Here is a 20,501-nt window from a genome sequence, read left to right as displayed (position 1 = left end):
TCTTTCACTTCCATCATCAAAGAATTGTGGCAATGCTTCTACTTCTTCATATTTTTTTTATTGCATCATCATATCGCCCCCCAAAAAACGGTAACAATTAGCAAGAGAATTTAAAGTAGAATGTTTTAGAATGTCTAATTTTGGTTCACCTTTTATTAAAGATAGTGCTTCGAGGTGATAACGCTCAGAATCCTTATACTTTTTTCTGACCCAGGTAAACTTTAGCCCTATCTTTGAGAATAAATGCTTTCATAAAACCATAATCTCTTTGCTGATTATGTTCCGCATATTTTTCAATTTCTAGTAATAAATCTAATGATTTCTGGAATTTTCTAGATTTTCGATAAACATCGGCGAGACGTATAGTAGTGTTAGCTCGTTCTTGATCGATTTCAACCTTTTTTTTTCTGGTCACTTTTAAGGGATAACTGTTCTCCAATAGAGATTGCTTTGAGATATCCTTCAGCTATAGCATCGCCATAGAATTGTCTTTCTCGAAGATAGTCAGCAATAAAGTTATATAAAATGAATATCGGCTTTGAGACAAGTTCTATCTTTTCAGCGTGTTGTACAATAGCCTGGGCATGGGGGAAGAGCATTGTATTTTTATCCCATGTGCCGTCAGACTTTGACCATTCCAGAGAAATTCCCCATATACCAGATTGAGAGTAGTTAAATGGGATAAGTTCGCTCAAACAGGTTGCTAGTTTTTTCAAGAATGAATATTCACTCCGAGCTTGTCTGGCTGATAACTTTGCTTGGAAAAATTCTTGTACAATTTGGTGAAGTTGATAAATACCTTCTCCCTCACGTTTAATCAGAGAGCGGTCGTGCAAGCCGTTATCGCGATAATCCTCAAGATCGTCAGGTTTAACGTCATCAAAACATCCTTCAACCAAAGTCCAAGGAATAGGAGCTATTGCAAACATCCCTAACAAACAGGCAAGTTCTTGTTCTGCTTCGTTCAGCTCTACCCAGCTCAACTCCAATGCAGCAGCTACCCCTAACTGTGCAGTCATTCCTGATTCTTTTGCAATAAGAGCTTGCGCTTCTAATTTCTTAGATTCAAGACGCTCAATCATTTTTTCAATGGACCAGTCTAATCTTCTCGCTAGAAACCGTCCCAGCAGCTCTAATCCTAATGGCAAGTTACCCACCCAACCACATAGGGTTTTAGCATCCTCCAATTGTGATTGAATCCGCTCTGGTCCCACTAGCGTTTCCAGTAGTGCTAATGCGCTCTCATCATCGAGTTCTTCAATGAACAGAGACTGCACTGAGCTGCCTATATTCAAACGGGTTGTCAGCAACACTTTAAACTTCGGATCTGAGGGAGGGAGATAGGGTTCAACTGCATCAAACTCAGTCACATCATCGAGAACAACCAGTACATCCCCCTCTCGCCAATGTCCCCAGCAATAGTCCACCTGGCCTTGTTCATCCAGTCCATCAGGGAAAGTAAGACCCAGCTTAGTCTGAGCAAACGAAACAATTTGGGTTGCTATCTCTTGGTCCCTGGCTCTCAACCAGCAAAACCCACCAGGGTAATGCTTCAGTTCTAATTGAGAAATAGCGTACTGCAATGCCAGCTCTGTTTTCCCAATGCCCCATCCCTGCAATCGCTGTAATAGCAATACGCTGGCTATTTTGTAACTGTTCATGGAGGTCTTGAAGTTTCTGGTTACGACCAACAAACTCCTTGACCCCACTTCGGGGAAGGTTATTAGGGTTTGAAGTCGGTCTCTGTGCAATCAGTTCTTGAAGCACTTGTGCAAGCTGTTGCACTACCTCATGAGTATCAAGATGGTAGTGATTCCCAATGTTGGCAATCCCTCCCTCTTCCACCAACGTTTGAAAACCCTTAGAGTCTCCTAAATTGATTTGTACAACACGCTCATCTTTCTGTAATGCTTCTATGAGAGAAGGGTTAGCGTCTAGCTCTGCTCGAAGACTAGTGACAATTTCGTTCGTGTTGTGACTAGATCCTGCTTGCAGCTTATTAGCAAGAATCTGACAGATCTTTTGAATCGGATCACTCACTGAGTTTATCCCTTATTTATTTTGGGATTCGCTAATATGAATCTCACCGATGTAGGCTGTTCCCCCTTCCACTTTGGTTTGCCAACCTTTGGCGTTATCTGAGATATTCTGCGTCATATTGCTCTGGTCGAGAATCTTGCCAGCATTGATGGTTTGAGCCATAGCCTGGACTTGAGCTGCAAACTCTTTATCTAGCATTTCCACACCTAAGAGAGTGGCGACTGTCTCAATGGCTTGCTCATTTCCAGATTCAGCTTGGGTTAAAGCGTCTTCAGCGGCATCATGTTTTCCCCGAAGCCTGTTCCAAATTGTCTGACGCAGTTTGCCCATCTGTTCAATTGCATCAGTAGTAAATTTCTTAGCGATTTCTCCAGCGCTGGATTTTAGAAATTCTTGAAAGGCAAGATTAGCAATTACTGCGGCTGTCAGGGTAACGGGTTCAGTCATAGCTGTTTTTAGGGCAGATACTAGTTAATTATCTGGTTAACTCCCTGATATTACGCCACTCTTCAGAAAGATTTGAAATTCAGTTATTACGTTCTGGAGTAACTGATCAGAATTTTGGTGTTGATAGTAGTTCAAATAATTCCCATCTGTAAATTTTTCCGGGTTTTCTTACCCTGCAACAGTGTGAGGGAACCAAAGCTGTTCCCACTGACTATCACCACCGCCCAAAATCACCCCCAGATCCCCCCTTGATTCCACCATCACCCCCCCCTCTCGCTGCCCAATTTTCTGTTCAGATCCATGACCAAACTCACTAGTTTCAGATCGCTTTTCAGTTTCTGTAATTAGATCATTGTCTTTATTACAGAGTTCACAAACTGGTCTGTTTTTCTCCAATCTCTGATTCCATTTCGCCTGAAATGCCTTCAGCATCTGGTCTTTGTAGGCTTCATTGCCCGAATAGCGAATCACATACAGGCTCACTGATTCCTCACTGCCCACCTTCACCAGCTCATGAGCTACTCGCTTGATCAGCTTATTGGCAATGGCAACGGCACTCTGCCCCTCACAGATGACATTCCTAAAGTGTCGATAGATCTGATAGCGATATTCCAGTGCCTTTACCTTGATATCCTCCAGTCGCTGATCCACCTCCGACATCACCATTATCTCCATCCGCATCCGGGCCTCTACCTGCTCATATCGAGCTTGGGTAAACGCCTGAGACTGCTGCTCAATAGCATCGACTAAACCCTGCTTCTGGCCTTTGAGAGCCTGCTTCTGCTGCTCCAACTGCTCCAGCTCCCCCTTCAGCTTCGCCTTCCTAGGATGGGCCTTTCTACCCAATGCTGTCAGCTTGGCCTGAATCACCTTCTGCTCCTGAACCAACTCACTGATCTGTCCTGACAGTCCCTTGACCTCCAATCTCAAGGACTGTCGTTGCCGCTGCACCTGGCGACCCTTCTCCAACGCCTTATCGTAGGCTTCATAGTCCTTGCTGGTGACGTTGTAAGTATCCACTAAATCAAATACGCCAATATCACGAAGTAGCTGCACCTGGATTCGATTATTGGATAACCGATGAGTCAGAACAAACTTGCTATTGAGCTGTTTCATAAAATTTCTCCTATCTAATTCCTCAGCCACTTCAGGGTGATAAGACATCCAATGCAACTTAGTCGCACTCTTTAACCGACCTCGATGTTCCACACAGACTTGATGGATAAACTCATCCGTCAGCTCTACCCCTGGCAACTCATCCTGCAACAGGGATTTCTTAGCATCCAAGGTATCTGCATAGGTGGCTGATGAACTGCCCATAACTCGGATGGCCTGCTCCACCGTGAACCGTTCCCCGTCTGCTGTTCCCAGCATCACCGCAGTTTCCACCTCAATCTGCTTCCGCACCTTACTAAAGGCTTCCACCACCGTAGAATTGCGCTCCTTCAGCTCCTCCAATTCAATGGGATGTCCATGTCCTTCTAAGAGAACGAGCAATGATTCACGCAAAGCTAACAGTGAAGCAATCGAGCGAGTCTGATACCGAGCAAAGCTGACATTGTGAATATTGTTGGGGTTCTGCTGATATGCCTTCAGTGCTACCAACTGTTGAGCTGTTTCTGGTGACTGGTCATGAACCAACTGCTGTTCTAAATCAATGGAAGCAGCAACATCCTGACCATACTTGGACTGGAGCATGATGCACTGTTCCACCGACTTAATGGAAGGAATATCAGGGATATGTGCCTTCCGAGTCACATAGATTTCACGAGTAACCTTGGCCCGATATCGCCAGAGCTGTTGATAGACACTGCGGGCATGGTTAGAAGAGGCATAGCAAAACACTCGACTGAAATAGGGAATCAACCTCGGTTCATCAATACTGACCCCACTCTCAGCCGTGGGACTTAAGAACAATGCCGTGGGTTGATACTCCTCAACAAACTGAGTGGGATTGGCCTGAAAGATTTTGTTCTCAGGCCGCTCCGATGTCTTGCGGTCATGGCGCAGAATCCCCTTAGCAAACTCCGGGTTCACATCCGCAATCATCCGCTCTAGCTTCTCAAGGAATTCCTGGGAGGTAGCGACGACAATAAACCGTTCATTGTCAGCCACAGCAGTTAGGATTCTCTCTAGAAACTGAGAAGTCTGTCCTGAGAACACCTTCGTGGGAAAGTTATCATCAGGCTTAAACTCATTGACGACAATCTTAGTGTTGTACTTCCCCCCTGTGATGCCCTTGATATAGTCGATGGGAATTTGGGATAGGGAATCTTCCAAGAGAATGATATTGCCTCGGGTTTCAAGGACCCGGTTGGCAATGGCATGAAAATGCTCCAGGATCTGATTCTGCCGATCTCCCAGAGTTTGACCTGATAACACATGAAAGAGAGCCGCATCAGCTTCATCTAGGATGATGCAGCTATCGGGTTCAATATCATCGACATCAATCTTGAGCAGACTATCAAAGCAAAGGAGGATACTTCCCTCAGCTCGAAAGCCCATGCTGATATTGCCTCTATACTCCTGCTGTAATCGGAAGAGGTGAATCAGGTTGTAGAGGGTATTCCCATTGCCGTCTGTTTCAGAGAATCTATTCTCCGTGTTGTAGAGCAGATTGTTTCGATACCCCGGCATAATCACCTGGCCTTTGACTCCTTTCACCAATGACTTCAGCATCTCTGTTTTCCCCGTGCCACACATGGAAGCAATGGCAACCACGGACCCTGGATCAATTGTGCCAAGGTCCGAGAGTTCGATGTATTGCTTGTTGATGATGGTCGTGGGGGTATCCGTTAAGCCATTCAATTTCATAAAGAGTTGGCCCAGTTCATATTCCAGACCCAGGCTATTGAAGAACCAAGTGGGTTTGTATGCAATCAGCTCTAGCTCTGCAATCTCTAATTCATCAACATCAACAGAGTTGTCTTTATAGTTCTGCCCCCACCAGGCGACTTCTACCTCATAACCCCACTCTTCTAGTAAGCGAATGGCTCTTTGATATTGACGGAAGACATTGAGGTTACGGACAGCCCCAGCATCAGGGTAGAGAGTGATGATCGGAGGATGGGAGGCATCTTTTGATAGGACTGAAAGAGTTTCCCGTAGAGTTTCGGGAGAAGAGGCCCACAAGCCCCCTGCTGCGCCAATGGTGGGTAGCTGCAATCGTTGACTGAGTAGATAAGGTTTGACTCCGGTTCCTTCAACGAGGGCAATCCGAGAGTAGGGACCAATGTTTTTATAGACCGCTAAAGGAATCTCACCCTTAACATGAGGACCATTGCCGTCAGGATTGCGTTTAGTAGAACTGGATAACCAGATATAGCGATTATCTTGGTTGACGTTCCGCTTCCGTAGCTGCAACGCCACGATTTGGTCATGGACATTATAGAGAGGCCAGAGATATCCCCCCTGAGAATTGAGGATGCCACTAGGCAGGATACCGGGCAGATCAGGAGATAGATCTTTGACTCGTTGGAACTGGCCCACGGAGACGGCATCAAAGCCATTGATCTCAGACTGAGACATGCCTCGACGATCCAAGTCTCCTTGATCCATTGAGCAGAGGGAGAGTTTAGAGATCAGCTTTCGATACTGCTGATCGCGCAGTTGTGGGGGTAGCTCCTTGGCAATCCGTTGGCGACGTTCTTCAGCGGCTTTGCTGTCACGGATGGCTTTGCGGGCTTTCCAATCAATGGTGTTATCGAATTCCCCATTGTGAGGTGCCCAGACGCCCCAGAGGTGATTCTTGGAGAGCTTACGGAATTTGTAGCCGTTGATGGTGCCAATGTCCTGGGTTTCGGACATGCAGAGCACGATTTCCTCACCCCCCCGGCAGCGGCCATCGTGAGAGTCACAGATGGGGCAGTGATTTTGTCCTCGGAAGGGGGTCAGCTTCGAGGTGTATCTGGTTGAGGAACCAAAGCCGAGTTGAGGTGAGTTTAGATTGAGTGAGGTAGTGGAGGTCATTGATGGCCTCCTTGATGCATGAGTATATGACTCGATTCCCAAGCCATTAGCGGCTTGGTGAATAAAAATATAGAAATCATGGAAAATCTCTCTATCGGTTGTCAGTAGCGAGATAGAGAGGTGTGCTAAGTAAAGTTCAATTACAAAATTCTTGCAGCACAAAGTCGGCTGTTCTAGAATGATGAGAACACACCCCGTGGGTCACTAACTTCTGCCTGCCAAAGCATTCCGTTAGATCCCGCACTCGCAAAAAATATTTCGTTTTTTTTTGGAAGCCCTGGCTATTACAAGTAGCTGGGATTCCTTTTTTTTAGGCCATCGTCACCTCCTGGGGCAAAATATAGGGATTCTTAGTGAACCATACTACGCTTCAGCCCTCAATACGCAAAGGCTTTAAAACAAAAGATCATCAAGGGTTTCAGAATCTTGAGCAGCATAATTCGACGAGAAAAACATGGGTCAATTCCTCGAATGAAACTGAAGAAATTCGTTGCTTGTTCAGGGCAAATTTTCATCGGTATCTGGCAAATCATTCGGCGGTCGAGGGTGTTCTTTCCTATATCCGATCCCGATGACTTTAGACGCACCTGTAGTAATGGACGACATTATTGACCTCCTTGTGATTGGTCTATCATTGTCCTGAAATCCTCTAATGGTCTGACATACAAGCACTAATGGCAGGAAAATTATACTGAGGATTACCTGGCTGAATCCCAGATATCCTCGCCAATCATCTTGAGTTCTCTCCAGTTGACGGCATCGCTGATTCTCTGGGGTAAGTCGATGCCTCGCGACATCAGCAGCCCCGTGATTGCTACGCCGACGAAAAACCAGAATGTGTTTCTGAGCATGAGTTAGTTCTCCAGGTTCATTAATAAATTCCTCCTGTGTTCGATTGAAAATCCGTTTGATAGTTCTGCCGATTCTCCCGCCCAGTCGTGAGGCATCAACTCTTTTGATGACAGACTTAGCGACTTCTTCGGGTTCTTTGGCTTGGATCGGTTGAGGGAATCGAACCAAACAAGCCCCGTAAGTGACTAAGTGTTTTAGATAGGCGAGGGCTTCTTTGAATAGCTGCCTGATCCTTTCACCTGAAAGGCCCAGCATTCTTCCAATCGTGCGGTAGCTATGCCCGTCTCTTCTGGCGCGAACAATCACGTTATATCGTTCGGGAAGCTGTGTAATATATTCCTTCTCGTCAATATTTTCTGCGTAATCCCAAAGATTATCGCTACCTTCAACAAGATCAAGCTGCTCTGCCTTAAGATTTTCGCCAACCGGGATATTTAGACTGGAGGTTTCAACCACTCTCGCTCTGTCCCAAGTGTTGGTAATGATTCGCTGGGAATAACCTGTTCGCTCTGAAAGTTTTTCTAGTGTGGGTTTCCGCTCTAACTCCCACTCCAGATCTTGTGATGCTTGTTTTATGACTTTTAAGTGTCTAGCAATTTCCTTGGATAATCCCCGCTCATCGTTAAGAAACTGCTGAATTTCAGTTCTTATGGGCTTTAAAGCGTAACTACTGAACTTGAAGCCTTTAGAAACGTCAAATTTTTGGATAGCACGAGCTAAGCCCCAGTTCCCGGCAGCAACTAAATCGTCCCAGTCAGCTAATCCGCGATATCGTTGAGCTTCCTTGAAGACTAACCGCTGATTCTTTCGTATAAAACGGTCTTCAGTCCTTCTATCACCAGCCTGAGCGCGTAGAATCTGAGGATATTGGACCTGATTGCTAAACTGTTCGGATTTTTGGGTTTGTGGGTTGCGTAATGTAGCGCCTATCATAGGCTGTAACCTCATGTATTCTTTACTGTTTCTGAGGTCCGTGGCTCTCTACTTGTTTTCTAGGCGGTTAGAGAGCGAAATTGAATTTTGAGTTGTGGGTAATCTGGCTAACAGACTCCTAAATAATCGCTTGATGGGCAAGTTCTGCTTCAGGAGTGAGCTTGGGTATTTCCTCGGCTTACTCTGCTGGTTGTTGCCGATCCTGATCTTCGTTGGATTTGGTTGGTGATCAGCTTGGTTTGCAGGGGAGAGCCAAGTCAGGATTAAGTTGAGAAATTGTTTTGAGATAGTTATTGCCCAGTCTGCTTCAGCGTGAAAAGTATCGCTGAAATACTTGTGGGATAAAGGAATTTGCGTGTTGAAGGTTATGTTGCCTACCATTTATATATGACCTTCTGAAGGGTTGTAGACTCTCTAATCTCGTTTTGGTGGCGGATTAGGGGGTCGCTTTTTTATGAATAATATTGATTCATCGGTTTTTGCTTTGTGTGAATACAATAATATCAGTATGTATCGTTACTGGTTAACAAGTATAATGCATATTAGTAAAGATCAGTCTACATTATTAATTTTCGATAGTTTCAATATGTATTAGTTTGTTCTAATACGTATTTTGTGGCCTATGACTGTTGGTATGCAACAGTAGTCATGATGCGTATTGGTTCATAGGTGAATAGAAAGCGAAAGCCAATAGAGGAAAAATTCGTGAGGCGCACTTTAAGCTTGCCGCCAGAATTTAATGATGATGTTGTGGAATACTGCGAGGCTGGGGAATACCCAATCCCATTTAGCGCATTTGTTCGCCGTGCTATTGAGGAAAAGTGGGAGCGGGAAGGCTATACACCTCAATCAAAAAGAAAAAATGAAGGTGAATAGGAAGTGTGATCGATAAAGGTATGAATAAGCGAATCGTGATTTTTCGCTAGAAGCTCACCATTAGTAGGTAATCGTGGCAACAGGGTTCTAATGATTTCGGCTAGAAAATAATCTAAGAGTAAGCCTGGGTAATGGCTGGTGTGGTATCCCTGCATTTGGATACAGTCGCTCTGAAAACAGTTCGTATACTTGCAGGGCTGTGATGTTGGTTGGGCGGTCCAGTCTAAGAATAAGACTTTGATTCGGTCCAAGACTCGCTTTAGGAGTGTAGTTTGTCCTTTTAGGGTAATATTACCTATCATTTCTGCATAATTTTTCTGATTAGGTTCATTTACTGCTCTTTTGGCTTAATAGTGCTCAGTTTTACCGTTGATGAGGCAGTAGAGGCCCGGATTAGCGAGTCGTGACATTTAGCCTCTATTCAGGTAAAGTATTGATCAATAAAGCGCTTCATCTCCTTTCATCTAAAAAAGTAAGTTACTTTTTAATAGTAAGTCTAAGTCATGTACTTACTGAAGCATGATTTCAACCAGCAATTAGAAAACTTATTGAATCTTAAAACTATTTAGTCTTGTAATATAAAAAAGACTTTTTGGATCTTTTCTTCGAGACTGTTAGTAGCTTTAATGCTAGAGTCGCTTTAATCCCTTGCCCTTGAGGCACGTTATATTCATAGAGAATATACAGGCAAGCAGGCAAGCATACTTTTAGACTTACTTTGTTATGGAAGATCAAGGTGTAACCCTCGTAGAGGCTACAGAGCTTATTGAGAGCTGGATGTCTGTCAGCCTTGATCGGCCACTGAAAGACGCAGAAAAAGCCCTTATCTCAGCCGCTTGGAACAATGATCGGTATGAAGATACAGCTAAGGAATTTGGTCTAAAACCCAATTACCTAAAGCAGTTAGGGCAATGGTTTTGGAAAACTTTAGGACTCGTTCTAAATGAGAAGGTCTCAAAAAAGCAACTTAGAAAGATCGTTCTGCGTAAGCGTACAGAACTAGCAAAAACTCATCAGGTGGCTAGGGATGATTTAGAACAAGATACTTCCTTGAATCCTAGCTTGGTTGTTTTGGGTCGCAAACCTCCCATTGCTACACATTATTTTGGTTATAAGCCTGAGCTTGCATATCTTCGACAGAGCGCTGCGGAGACACAATGTATTCTTTTGACAGGTCCAGCCGGGGCAGGGAAAACTGCCTTAGCGGCAAAACTGATAGAGTCCTTGAAACTATCTTCCGACAATCGTTTTGAGAGGGTTGTTTGGCAATCAATACATACCCATTCTCATCTTGATAGTCTCCTGAGTGAAATCTTCCGGTGCTTAAAGTTAGAACCCTACTCATTGGATAAAGAACGCTCTCTTCAAGTTAGATATCTCCTTGAGTATCTGGATCAGCATCCTTGTTTAATCGTTCTAGATGGTGCTGAAGATATTCTCAAGGGAACTACTCAATCAGATCGGTATGGAGAGAATGAGGCATATCGATGGTTTTTCGATGAGGTGATCCAGGAAAATCATTCCTCTTGTTTCCTCTTAACCTCAAGGGAACCGTTTGAGGATCTAAAGTTCTCTGAAAAAATGGGCAATTCAGTAAGATGTATGAAAATACTAGGAATAGCCCAGAGTTCATATGAATTTTTAGAGTCTCAAGAGCTAATCAATAAAAAAGACGCATTTAAGAAATTAATCGAAAGATATAGAGGTAATCCACTATCCTTGAAGTTGGTTACTAGTCAGATTAAGGATTGCTTTGGGGGAGATGTGAAAGCCTTTATGGATTGCAATACGACCTACATTGTTGAACCACTCTATTTAGCGCTCACCGTTCAGTTCACGACAGGTTACTGGACTCCGTTGCAACGGGATGTGATGTCTTTCTTGGCGAAATCAACCCAAAAAAAAGATGATATGTCCTTTAAGGATGTATTTAAGGCTATGCAGTCAGAGGATAACCCTGTAAGTATGTCGGAATTTATGGAAGCTACGACTATTCTATTTGAGCGTTCCTTACTCGAAAGACAGGCAGATGAGAAGGGTGAAGTAGTGCTGTCCCTGCAACCCGTGATTAAAAAGTTTGTTTTGACTGATAAAAATGCTTTGATTGAATCCCTTGCCGCCTAGTTGAAAGACGATGAAAAAGTGACCAGCTACTGCTTTAATCCTCGCTGTCAGTCTAGGGAAAACACAGACACCGATTCGGTGTGTTCATCTTGCGGAACATCGCTACTGGTGAATGATCGGTATCGACTCTTGAAACCTATGCGGCCAATAGATGGTCCTATTCCTCAAGAAATTGAGGTTTTTGAGTGTGTGGATACTACTGGAGGAGAGGGTGTTGAAGCAGGAACCCATCTGATTCTCAAGATCCTTTTAGCTCATGATCGGTTTGAATCCTATGATGCTAAGCGGGTTAAGCTTCTATATCGAGAATCAGAAGTACTCAAGAACGTTGATCACCCTGGTATCCCCAAAGCCCCAAAGGATGGCTTCTTTTGCCTGAAAGATACAGGAATTGCGAAAGAAGTTTACTGCCTAGTTCAACAGAAAATTGAGGGTCAAACCCTTGATCAATGGCTAGAAGAACATGGCCCCATCTCTGAGAAATTGGCGTTGAATTGGCTCAAGCAATTGGCTGATAGTCTTCATGCTGTTCACCAAATAGGTTACTTTCACCGAGATATTAAGCCAGCAAACATCATGATCAAGGCCGATGGAAATCTGGTCCTGATCGATTTCGGGGCAGCAAGAGATCTATCTGATACCTACTTGGCAAAGATTGGTTCTGCTCCATTAGAAGATGACTATAACCATAAGTTAGAGGTGACGACTGTTTTTACGGCTGGGTATGCACCTCCCGAGCAATTAAACGGTAAAGGTCTATTCCAGAGCGATTTTTATTCATTAGGTTGTACGTTTGTTCACTTGCTCACGGGTATTCATCCCAGTAATTTGCCTGCAAGCATGGACACTGGGGAATTGACTTGGCGAGAGAAAGCCCCCCAGCTCTCGAAACCCTTTGCTGATTTTCTCGATAAGCTGATGTCCATCGCACCGGGGAAACGACCGCAAAACACGACATCTATATTGCATTATTTAGAATCTTCTCTGCCCCGGAAACTGAGACGGCATAGGCTCTTCCATGACCGAAGATTTCAAGTTGCCGCTGGACTTAGCCTTGTCCTGCTTTTTTTTGCTGGATATAAAGGGGGTACAAAGTTGGCTTCGGAGTATTACTTTAATACCGGATCCAAGCATTCATTTGAAGGTAGGTATGAACAAGCGAGAAAAGATTTAGAGTTTGCTATTCAGTTAAATCCAAATAATGCCAATGCTTACACGAACCTAGCCTCAACCTGCCAAAATCTGGGAGATGATGATTGTACATTTGATAGCTTTGAGAAAGCCCTAGAGATTGACCCGAATAATTGGCCTGTTTATACCCAAATGGGAGGGTACTTCGACTTCAGAAATCGGAATGATGAGGCTGCTAAGTACTATCAAAAAGCGATAGATGTTGGGGATGGTAAAGCAGTAGAAGCCATGAACAACTTGGCTCGAATCTATATTCTGCAAGGACGGTATGAAGAGGCAATAAAACTGCTGACCGAATCAATCAAAACGACAGAGAAAGTCATTGCTGAAACGAATCAGCCTCCTGATCTGGTTGCATCAGGGTATAAAAATCGGGGATGGGCCAAGCTTGAACTAAAAAGATATGATGAGGCGTTAGTAGACCTAGAAAAATCGGCTGGGTTGAATTATCAATATGCAGATACCTATTGCCTACTCACTCAGGTTTATGAACTCAAAAAAGAAGATGAGAGTGCTAGCTTAAATCGTGAAATTTGCCTGACAAGTCAATACGCAACACCGGAAGCTTACGAATGGAAGCGGGCGATCATCAAACAATTAAACCCTCAGTAAGGATAATTGATTTAATGTGGTGAATCAGGGATGATATTGGACAAACCACCTGAGTGCAATCACGTTAACATGCCTTTCAAAAGCTTGACACGCATTGGACTAACATCAATTTGGTTTGGGGTGTCAACTCAAATCTATCCATCGGAGGCCCAGCCGTTAGCGACATCAGATGATTGCAACGCTGTCGGTCGAGTGGTCAAGGTTGCCAATTCTCAACTACCTGAAGGACAACTGCTCTGTCGCGAGGATAGCGTTCGCATTGAACCTAGTAGACAACTCAGATTTGCTTGCTATGGGTCTGGGCGAAAAGTGACTCTATCGCCAGGAGTGAGGAAGATTGCAGATCATTGTGGGGCAGTTTCCCACCGATATCGCCGCTGCACAAGTCAAATTACCACAGGCTGTATCGTTGGCAGGAATCCTAATATATCAACCCGAGCAACCTTGTTTGTTCCCTACAGTGCAACGGTCTTAGAGGGTCGCCCTAGTTTACTTTGGGAAGAACACTCTTCAGCGGATCAGTATACCGTAGAGTTATTTCTCAGCAACAAGATGCTGTGGAAGCAAACGGTTAAGAATAATGCCATGCCTTACCCGTCAACGGTACAGCCTCTTGAACAGGGGAAGGCTTACTTGATTAGAATCTCTGCCTATCGTGACGGCCAAACCCTTGACAGAAAAGTCTCCGTCTTGAATCGTATATCGGCTAAAAAAGTAACAAGGCTGAAATCAACATTTCGCTCCATTGATGCCCTAAAGATCCCTGTTGTTGAAAAGGTCTTCGATAAACAGAAAATCTATTTATCGCAAGGATTACTTTCAGAATCCATCGAGATTTTGAAAATTCACCTTCGACGTGATCGTTATAATCCCGCTGTGCATCGGCTGATGGGGGATCGGTTTATGAATGCAGGGCTACCAAAGCTGGCACAACCCTATTTCATTGAAGCTAAGGCTTTGGCCGATAAAAAACAGAATATGCAGGAACTGGCTAAAGCGAATGAAGGACTAGCTGAGATCGCCGCACTGCCCATGAATCAACCTAAACCCAGCTCCCAACCAAAATAAACGAAGCCCAATAAAAAGGGTGCCGATAGTTGTCAGAATTAATAAGAGACAACTGTGCGGTCCTTAAAGCTGCGGCCTTGGTTTTACCCTCCTGCAACTGCTCATAGAAACTCGCCATAAACGTAGCCGTAGAGCTATCATCCACGATCCATAGAGAAGCTAGCGTACTCCTTGCTCCTACTTGAGCCGCAATCCCAGCCAAGCCTAGGGTGGCCCGACGATCCCCTTCAGCCGTCTCACAGGCACTTAACACCAGTAAATTCAGCGGTTCACTATCTCCCTTTCGCCGCAAGATTGCCTCCATCTCTTTCAAGGTAATCGGTTGGTCCCAAGCCCAAATCAAGGTATCTTCAATGCGCGAACTAAACTGACCGTGAGTTGAAATGTGCAGAATGGGAACATCCGTCTGATTCAGAGTATTTTGGAAGCGCTCAGACGTGAAAGCATCATTGATTAGCAGATTGGTATCTGAATAAGTGCCAACCTGTTTTACCTCCTCTGCTACGAAGGGTAAGGATTGTTCAGGGACGAACTGGTTGGATTCCTGCTGACTGGGACTAATTTCGGATAGCCCCGCAAATAGAACCTTCAAATCCTCCGGGGGGAGAGGCTGAGGACGGGCAACCTTCGACCCCAAGGCATTGGCAATACTGTACTTCTCGATCAGAAACTTCTGTCCATCCCACAGCATCGCCATGGGAACTCCTTGGAAATCTCCATCGAGGACGAAGACCAGAGTACCCGTTTTGGGTAAATACGGTTGGATCGGGGTAATCAGTTCATCGTAGAGGGCTGAGGCATAATCCAAGACCACTGCCCCCGTCCGGTCGAAAGCTGTCTCAATATTGATACTTAAGAATCCAAGCTGCTCGATAATCGGTGCAGCAGGGGCAGAGTGGCGAAAGATCCCCCTGTTCGTACTCACGAGGGTTTCGATTTGGTCGCCCAATTGGAGAATATGGATCACCGTAGGCGTCTCCGTCTCCTTCCGCAGTTCCTCAAGTGAAACCACATCCAGCCGACCACATCGTAAGAAATTCTCCACCTGAGCGATCTGGAGCTGTTCATTTGTTGTGATTACGGATTTGAGATCGGGCTTGGGTGCCGAGAGTAAGAGCTGCATAAATTTACGGTGAATTGGCTCAATCTCCTCCCGAAACGAAAAGGGATGATCCACGGCAAGTAGACTAGTTCTGACCTGCTCAAGGTTTGAGATCGCAGCCTGATACGCTATCTGAGATCGCTGAACATTCCCCTGGTCCTGTAGTAGTTGTGCCAGCAAGCCATTGCTCTGATAGGCCAGATCCCAGGCTTGGATAGACGCCGCAAGGGAAGCCCCCTGCCCCAACTCTCGTATAGCCTGATCGGGTTTACCCTGAATCCGATGAAGCTTCCCTGACTGGTAGGCACTCGCTGCAATCGCCCGCTTATTCTTCAACCTCTGAGCGCTTAGGGATGCTGTTTGGATATGCTCATTCGCTAGTGAGAGGTGTTGGCCCCAGATGCTTAAGCTGTTGGCAAACTTCAATCGGGCATAAATGGCATCAATAGTCGAAAGCTGATTAAACTCCTGCTGCTGAATAGCCTCAACCATTAAAGGCATTCGGCTCTTAGAGTCTTCCGCTAACGCCTTCAGTTGAGGCACGGTTGGATCTAAAGATTGAGATAAGCCGAGGCAATTGACTTGAGCCTTTAATGAAATCCGAGGATTGGGATGCTTTGACAGGTTTCCATATAAGTTCATCGCTGCTTGGGCTGTAGCCTGTAGAGACTGATCCGGGTCGGCAATCGAGCGATAGGCTTCTGACAGTTGGTATTGGTTTAGCTTTTGCTCATAGAAAGCAGTATAGGCATTAGCTAAACTCAACTGAATTGCCATCGTATCCACCGATGAACTTTTTTGCAAAGCAAGGCTGAGGACGGGCAGCGATGCCTCAGCCTTGCCCATACCCGTCAAGGTATCACCCAACGTCTGCAAAGCTAGGGCTGTAATAGGCTGGTTAGGTAACTGATCCAGCTCATCTCTGACGAATTGTTCCAAAGTTGGGATTTGTGGATCACAAAGGGAGTCCTCTAGCTCTAGTGCCCTTGTTAACGTATTGCAGGCTCGGGGATTCTGACCCATCGCAGTTAGAGCAATCGCCTGATTAATGCGAGTCCCAAGAATGGCCCCTGGTTTCTTCGCCTGCTGATATTCCTTTAGTGCCTTTGTCCAAGTCTCATAGGCATCCTGCGGTTGGCCCTGGCCCAAAAGCTGATGTCCGATCTCTGTTAGTTCAGCGGCAGGCTGAGCTGTCAACGGCTGATGAACCCAGAGAGCTAAAACAAAAGCTAGGACTGAAATAACGAGATATTTTAATTTGTCCATTGCAGCGAAAAAGTGAATCCATCTTCTTGTAGAGAATTGTCTTGTGATGCCAGAGAGAGAAGGGGAATCCCCCAATTCAATTGCGCCGAGAGATTATCCTTAAATCGATAAGACAGACCTAAACCCGTTGATAAAAGCGTATCAGTGGATATAGCAGCACCCGGAACTGGATTGGTCCGTTCATAGTTCCAACCCGTCCCGAAATCAATAAAGGGTATGAGGCGTAGAGCATGGTCTTGGCGTGTAAAAATCGGGATGCTTAGCTCAACCGATGCCAACACACCGCTATCTCTGAGTAGGGCATTCTGGCGATAACCTCGGACTGAATTAAACCCACCGATACTGATCTGCTCAATCGCTAGCAAAGGCCGATCCGCGATATTGAACAGTCCTCTGCCAATAAACTGAAGTCCATGAGGCAGGTTGCGAAGATATTGGCCTTGGAGCTGCCAAGCGAAAAAACGACCATCTGGTGCAGTGGGGTTTAGGGTGGGGCTAAAAACATCCAGCCCAAAACTAAACTGAGAGCGAAAGGCAATGGCCTGTTGTCGGCTGCTCTTGCTCCAGTCTTGGAAGAAGCGGATTGCCGTCACCTCTGTGCGGCCAAGGGCATCCGCGCCTTCAGAAAGGGGAAAAGGAATTCCTAAAATGCTGTTCTCGCTTTCATACCGAGACGCCGAAACCCCAAGGGCAAATTCTTCAATCGAAGTTTCACTGGCTCGTCTGAATAGGGGATGCCGATAAGCAACCTGAAGAATTGAGGAATCCCCTTCAATGTCAATCTGATTAAAGGGTTCCTCGACAATCTTGCTGTCAAAGTAGTCGTAGGAAATCTGAAGTGTACTGTTGTTGGCCCCAACGGGAAGCGTGTACTGCCCAGAGAAAGCGTTACTACCGTCAGTATTGGCGTATCCCACACTGATCCGGTCTCCCAGCCCTAGCAAATTGCCATAGCTGATATTTGCTTTCCTCTGAAAGGAATCTACAGCGGGAGAGCGGTAATTGTTGAGACCCAAGCCAATATCAAAGGGGTTGTTGGCCGTCGCCATGATTTCCAGAATGATCTGATCTGGCCTCGTCCCTGGTTGGACCTCCGCAGATACGCTTTGAAACAGGGGGTCAACTTGCAGTAATCTCAAAGCTTCTAGTAACTTTTCCCGGTTAAACACATCCTGCTCCCGGTGCTTCAGTCGAGAGCGGATGTAAGATTCCAGGTGATCCGCTCCACTGATCTGAATCTCTTCAAGCTTGCCTTCGATAATGGCGATAGTAATGGTGGCATTTTGGGGATCAAGGCGTTGATTGCTAGCAACAGGGATGATCGCCCCAGACGTGATATAGCCCTGCTCCTGGTAGAACCCCGTAATCCTTTGCTTGACCTTTTGGAGTTCAGCGAAAGTGATTTCCCTATTCAGGAAATCACTGATGACCACTTCAATCTGCTCATCGTCAAAAACGGTGTTGCCCGTGAACTTGAACTGAGTAATTGTGACGGTGGAATCAGGAAGGGTGAGATCCGGGGGGAGCTGAGGAGGTTCTACGGGGATGTCTATGGGCGGTTTATCTTGCGGCGAGGGCTGGGGAAGGGTTGGCCGGGGTGGAATGAGATCGCGTTGAGAGGGCGTTTGTCCGAAGGCTGGCACTGGGATCAGACAAAGTAGAATCAGTATTTTGAACTTGAGCATTACAAGGGGTTGATGTCTCTGTTGTATTTATAGGCAGGTTTGTTGAAGCAACCAAACTAAACGTGCCGTCAGAGTGTTTGACCCATCCTTGAGCATCTACAAGATCAGGAGTCTGGGCGTTATCGGCGTTGGCTTGCTCAGATCCCCCTACAGCATCATGCCATCCTGAGTTCTCCGAGAGCGAATCACTAGGCCCAGTGGGTAGCCCTCCCTCACCGGAGACGATGAATTCACTCGCTGAGTTAGATGTGGGGCGACAGATTGATGAAACTTCAGGTTTGCTCACTTCAGTTTCAAGAGTTACCTTTGACAGTTCCAGGTCTGTATCAGGATTGGAAAAAGTGACTGTACCGCTAAACTGAGGTCCAAGGGCTGAGGTAGCTGTGATTGTGGTCTCGGGTGAGGAGAAGGAGCCAATGGTATTAAAAGTGATATTCCCGCCTCTAGAATTTACTGCATTAGCTGAGATAAGGCTTTCCCCAAAAGATGTTAAAAGATCAGCGCTAATGAAGATATTTCCCCCAGATCCTGCACCTAAAGCTGATGCACTCAATGTTCCTTCATTCAAAATCACCGATGTTGCTGATATATCTATGTTCCCGCCATTACCTTCGTTGGTCCTTGCTGATACAACCCCATTACGTGAAAGGAGTAGGTTTTTAGCACGAAAGAATATACTTCCTGCATTTCCAGAGCCACCATTTTCTGCACCCACGTTTGCGTTATTACTTATGACAATGTTGTCAGAGATTATGCTTATATTCCCTGAATCTCCACTAGGGAATGGTGGTGTATTAAAGAATGCCTGGAATAAAGCTGTACTAGGAATTCCTGATGCAGTAATTCCAGTGATAGCTATTATTGGTTGATCACTTATTAGAGGAGAATTTATTTGACCATCAATAACTATATTTTCACTAGAAATAGAAATATTACCTGAATCTCCACTAGCAAGAGTACTAGTAGAAACTACGCCTCCATTTGTAATGAAAAATTCTCTTGCTTTGATATCAACATTCCCCGCATTGCTATTTCTAAAAGTACTTGAAGAGATCAAGCTAGGGGTAAGAGTAACTGGACTAAAACCATCTAGCGTAAGTTTGTTTTCAACAAGTACTTTTACATCTCCACCAGGTTGAGTACTGAAGGTTCCTGAATTGATAGCTCCTGCTTCTTCTATGCTTAATTGTTTCGCGTTGACTACTACCGATCCGGCTTTTGCAAAATTAAAGTTGGCGGTTATTATGATACTAACAGCCTGAAGAGGTTCCAAAGGGGAATCACCATTTATGCGAAGGCTGTTTAATGCATTAACATTTATATTTCCAGAGAACCCTGTTCCAAAGGAAAGTGCTTCAATAGTGCCCCCATTCTTTAGTTCAATATTCTTAGCATTGATGTTTATGTTTGTTCCAGTACCAGAAAAATCTTGGACAAATATTGAAGACTGAACATTTTCGGGAATGTTGAATGGTACAAATAATGATGGATTTGTAGTGCCTTCAATAGTTAATTTTTGGTCGGCGAATACTTCTATCTTGCTCGACTTAATTGTATTGGTACTTTGATTTAATATATATGAAGCGTTATTTAAATTTATTGACTCTCCATACAGGCTAATCCTACTGCTTGCAGTTCCACTAGTATCAAGTAGAGATTTATTATTTAGTATGATGTCACTGAATTTATTATTAATTGGATTAGTATAAGATATACCAGATTTAGAGGAATCAATATCAACTAATCCTTCAGAAATGCTTGCGATAAATATATCTCCAGAGGGAGATGTTATTAGGCCACCATCAAGATAGATTCCGTTGCTAATAAGTGAAATTGTCTGAGATGGGCTTAATTTAAATCCGTTTAAACTTCTGCCTGCGCCACTTATAATAGTGGGTGTACTTACATCACCTTCTACAGGTATAAATGATAGCCCATGTCCTACACCATTTAGGGTTATTCCTTTTGACTGAGGAGTTAAAGTTAATTGAGAAGGTATTCCTCTAGTACTAATATTTTGATTGATCCGATTAGTATAATAATTAAAACCATCAGAGAATGTTAGTCTTTCTGCTGTTGATATAGTCAAAGAACCTTGTAGATTTAAGGCTGAATTTGGACCAAATATAAATCCGTTCTTATTAAGTAAAAAACAGGTTTGCTGCTCCCTCAACTCCTATTAACGAGTCTATTCTTGAGGAGCTGCTACTCTGTATAGTTGCAACTATATTGTCGATTGATGAAGGATTGATAAAAGAGACAGAGTTGTTTCTATTAAGATTGAATTCTCTAAATTCATGAAATAGATTAACGCCTTGTGTTATCCCTCCATTTAT

Annotated in this window: 13 protein-coding genes; 4 read left to right on the top strand and 9 right to left on the bottom strand. The window is 44.7% G+C overall.

The genetic code is table 11. The features are described 5' to 3' along the window. Window positions 1-392: 392 nt before the first annotated feature. The 5 genes from HRE53_RS33925 to HRE53_RS33905 all read right to left on the bottom strand — a co-directional run bounded on the left by HRE53_RS33925 (window position 393) and on the right by HRE53_RS33905 (window position 8,241). Window positions 393-1,583 carry an NB-ARC domain-containing protein gene (locus HRE53_RS33925; RefSeq protein WP_235113120.1) on the bottom strand — a complete coding sequence of 397 codons (1,191 nt, stop codon included), beginning with the start codon at window positions 1,581-1,583 and terminating at the stop codon, window positions 393-395. Then, window positions 1,471-2,040 (bottom strand): hypothetical protein, encoded by a 570-nt coding sequence (locus HRE53_RS33920; protein ID WP_235113123.1) that lies wholly within the window; start codon window positions 2,038-2,040, stop codon window positions 1,471-1,473. Before HRE53_RS33920 ends, HRE53_RS33925 begins: the two co-directional genes overlap by 113 nt. Window positions 2,041-2,052: 12 nt before the next feature. Then, window positions 2,053-2,487, bottom strand: coding sequence for a hypothetical protein (locus HRE53_RS33915; RefSeq protein ID WP_235113005.1), 435 nt, complete (start codon window positions 2,485-2,487; stop codon window positions 2,053-2,055). A gap of 168 nt (window positions 2,488-2,655) precedes the next feature. Further along, window positions 2,656-6,456 (bottom strand): plasmid replication protein, CyRepA1 family, encoded by a 3,801-nt coding sequence (locus HRE53_RS33910; protein ID WP_235113004.1) that lies wholly within the window; start codon window positions 6,454-6,456, stop codon window positions 2,656-2,658. A 498-nt stretch (window positions 6,457-6,954) separates the two neighbouring features. Next, a complete protein-coding gene (locus HRE53_RS33905; RefSeq protein WP_235113003.1) occupies window positions 6,955-8,241 on the bottom strand; it encodes a sigma-70 family RNA polymerase sigma factor in 1,287 nt (428 codons plus the stop codon). A gap of 723 nt (window positions 8,242-8,964) precedes the next feature. Here HRE53_RS33905 and HRE53_RS33900 point away from each other — a divergent pair. The 4 genes from HRE53_RS33900 to HRE53_RS33885 all read left to right on the top strand — a co-directional run bounded on the left by HRE53_RS33900 (window position 8,965) and on the right by HRE53_RS33885 (window position 14,112). Next, entirely contained in the window at window positions 8,965-9,117 is a 153-nt protein-coding gene (locus HRE53_RS33900) for a hypothetical protein (RefSeq protein ID WP_235113002.1), read from the top strand. 723 nt (window positions 9,118-9,840) lie between these two features. Next, window positions 9,841-11,241: an NB-ARC domain-containing protein gene (locus tag HRE53_RS33895; protein WP_235113001.1), complete on the top strand. Its 1,401-nt coding sequence runs from the start codon at window positions 9,841-9,843 to the stop codon at window positions 11,239-11,241. Then, the gene (locus tag HRE53_RS33890; RefSeq protein ID WP_235113000.1) at window positions 11,242-13,044 is read left to right on the top strand and encodes a protein kinase domain-containing protein; all 1,803 of its coding nucleotides are present in this window, start codon (window positions 11,242-11,244) and stop codon (window positions 13,042-13,044) included. A 120-nt stretch (window positions 13,045-13,164) separates the two neighbouring features. After that, window positions 13,165-14,112 carry a hypothetical protein gene (locus HRE53_RS33885; RefSeq protein WP_235112999.1) on the top strand — a complete coding sequence of 316 codons (948 nt, stop codon included), beginning with the start codon at window positions 13,165-13,167 and terminating at the stop codon, window positions 14,110-14,112. On the opposite strand, the gene HRE53_RS33880 is transcribed toward HRE53_RS33885, so the two are convergent. Genes HRE53_RS33880 through HRE53_RS35510 form a run of 4 tightly spaced genes read right to left on the bottom strand, consistent with a single transcriptional unit; the run spans window position 14,087 to window position 20,489 of the window. After that, window positions 14,087-16,480, bottom strand: coding sequence for a CHAT domain-containing protein (locus tag HRE53_RS33880; protein ID WP_235112997.1), 2,394 nt, complete (start codon window positions 16,478-16,480; stop codon window positions 14,087-14,089). The two genes, HRE53_RS33885 and HRE53_RS33880, sit on opposite strands and share 26 nt — an antisense overlap. Further along, window positions 16,468-18,123, bottom strand: a complete 1,656-nt coding sequence (locus tag HRE53_RS33875; RefSeq protein ID WP_235112995.1) for a ShlB/FhaC/HecB family hemolysin secretion/activation protein — start codon at window positions 18,121-18,123, stop codon at window positions 16,468-16,470. Before HRE53_RS33875 ends, HRE53_RS33880 begins: the two co-directional genes overlap by 13 nt. Further along, window positions 18,041-20,338 (bottom strand): hypothetical protein, encoded by a 2,298-nt coding sequence (locus tag HRE53_RS33870; RefSeq protein ID WP_235112993.1) that lies wholly within the window; start codon window positions 20,336-20,338, stop codon window positions 18,041-18,043. The genes HRE53_RS33875 and HRE53_RS33870 overlap by 83 nt, the downstream gene beginning before the upstream one ends. After that, complete coding sequence (locus HRE53_RS35510; protein ID WP_396133540.1) at window positions 20,307-20,489, bottom strand: filamentous hemagglutinin N-terminal domain-containing protein; 183 nt, start codon at window positions 20,487-20,489, stop codon at window positions 20,307-20,309. The genes HRE53_RS33870 and HRE53_RS35510 overlap by 32 nt, the downstream gene beginning before the upstream one ends. Between the last annotated feature and the right edge of the window lie 12 nt (window positions 20,490-20,501).

The sequence above is a fragment of the Acaryochloris sp. 'Moss Beach' genome (genome assembly GCF_021497025.1).
GTDB classification, from domain to species: Bacteria; Cyanobacteriota; Cyanobacteriia; order Thermosynechococcales; family Thermosynechococcaceae; genus Acaryochloris; species Acaryochloris marina_A.
This window is presented reverse-complemented; position numbering and strand designations above follow the sequence as displayed.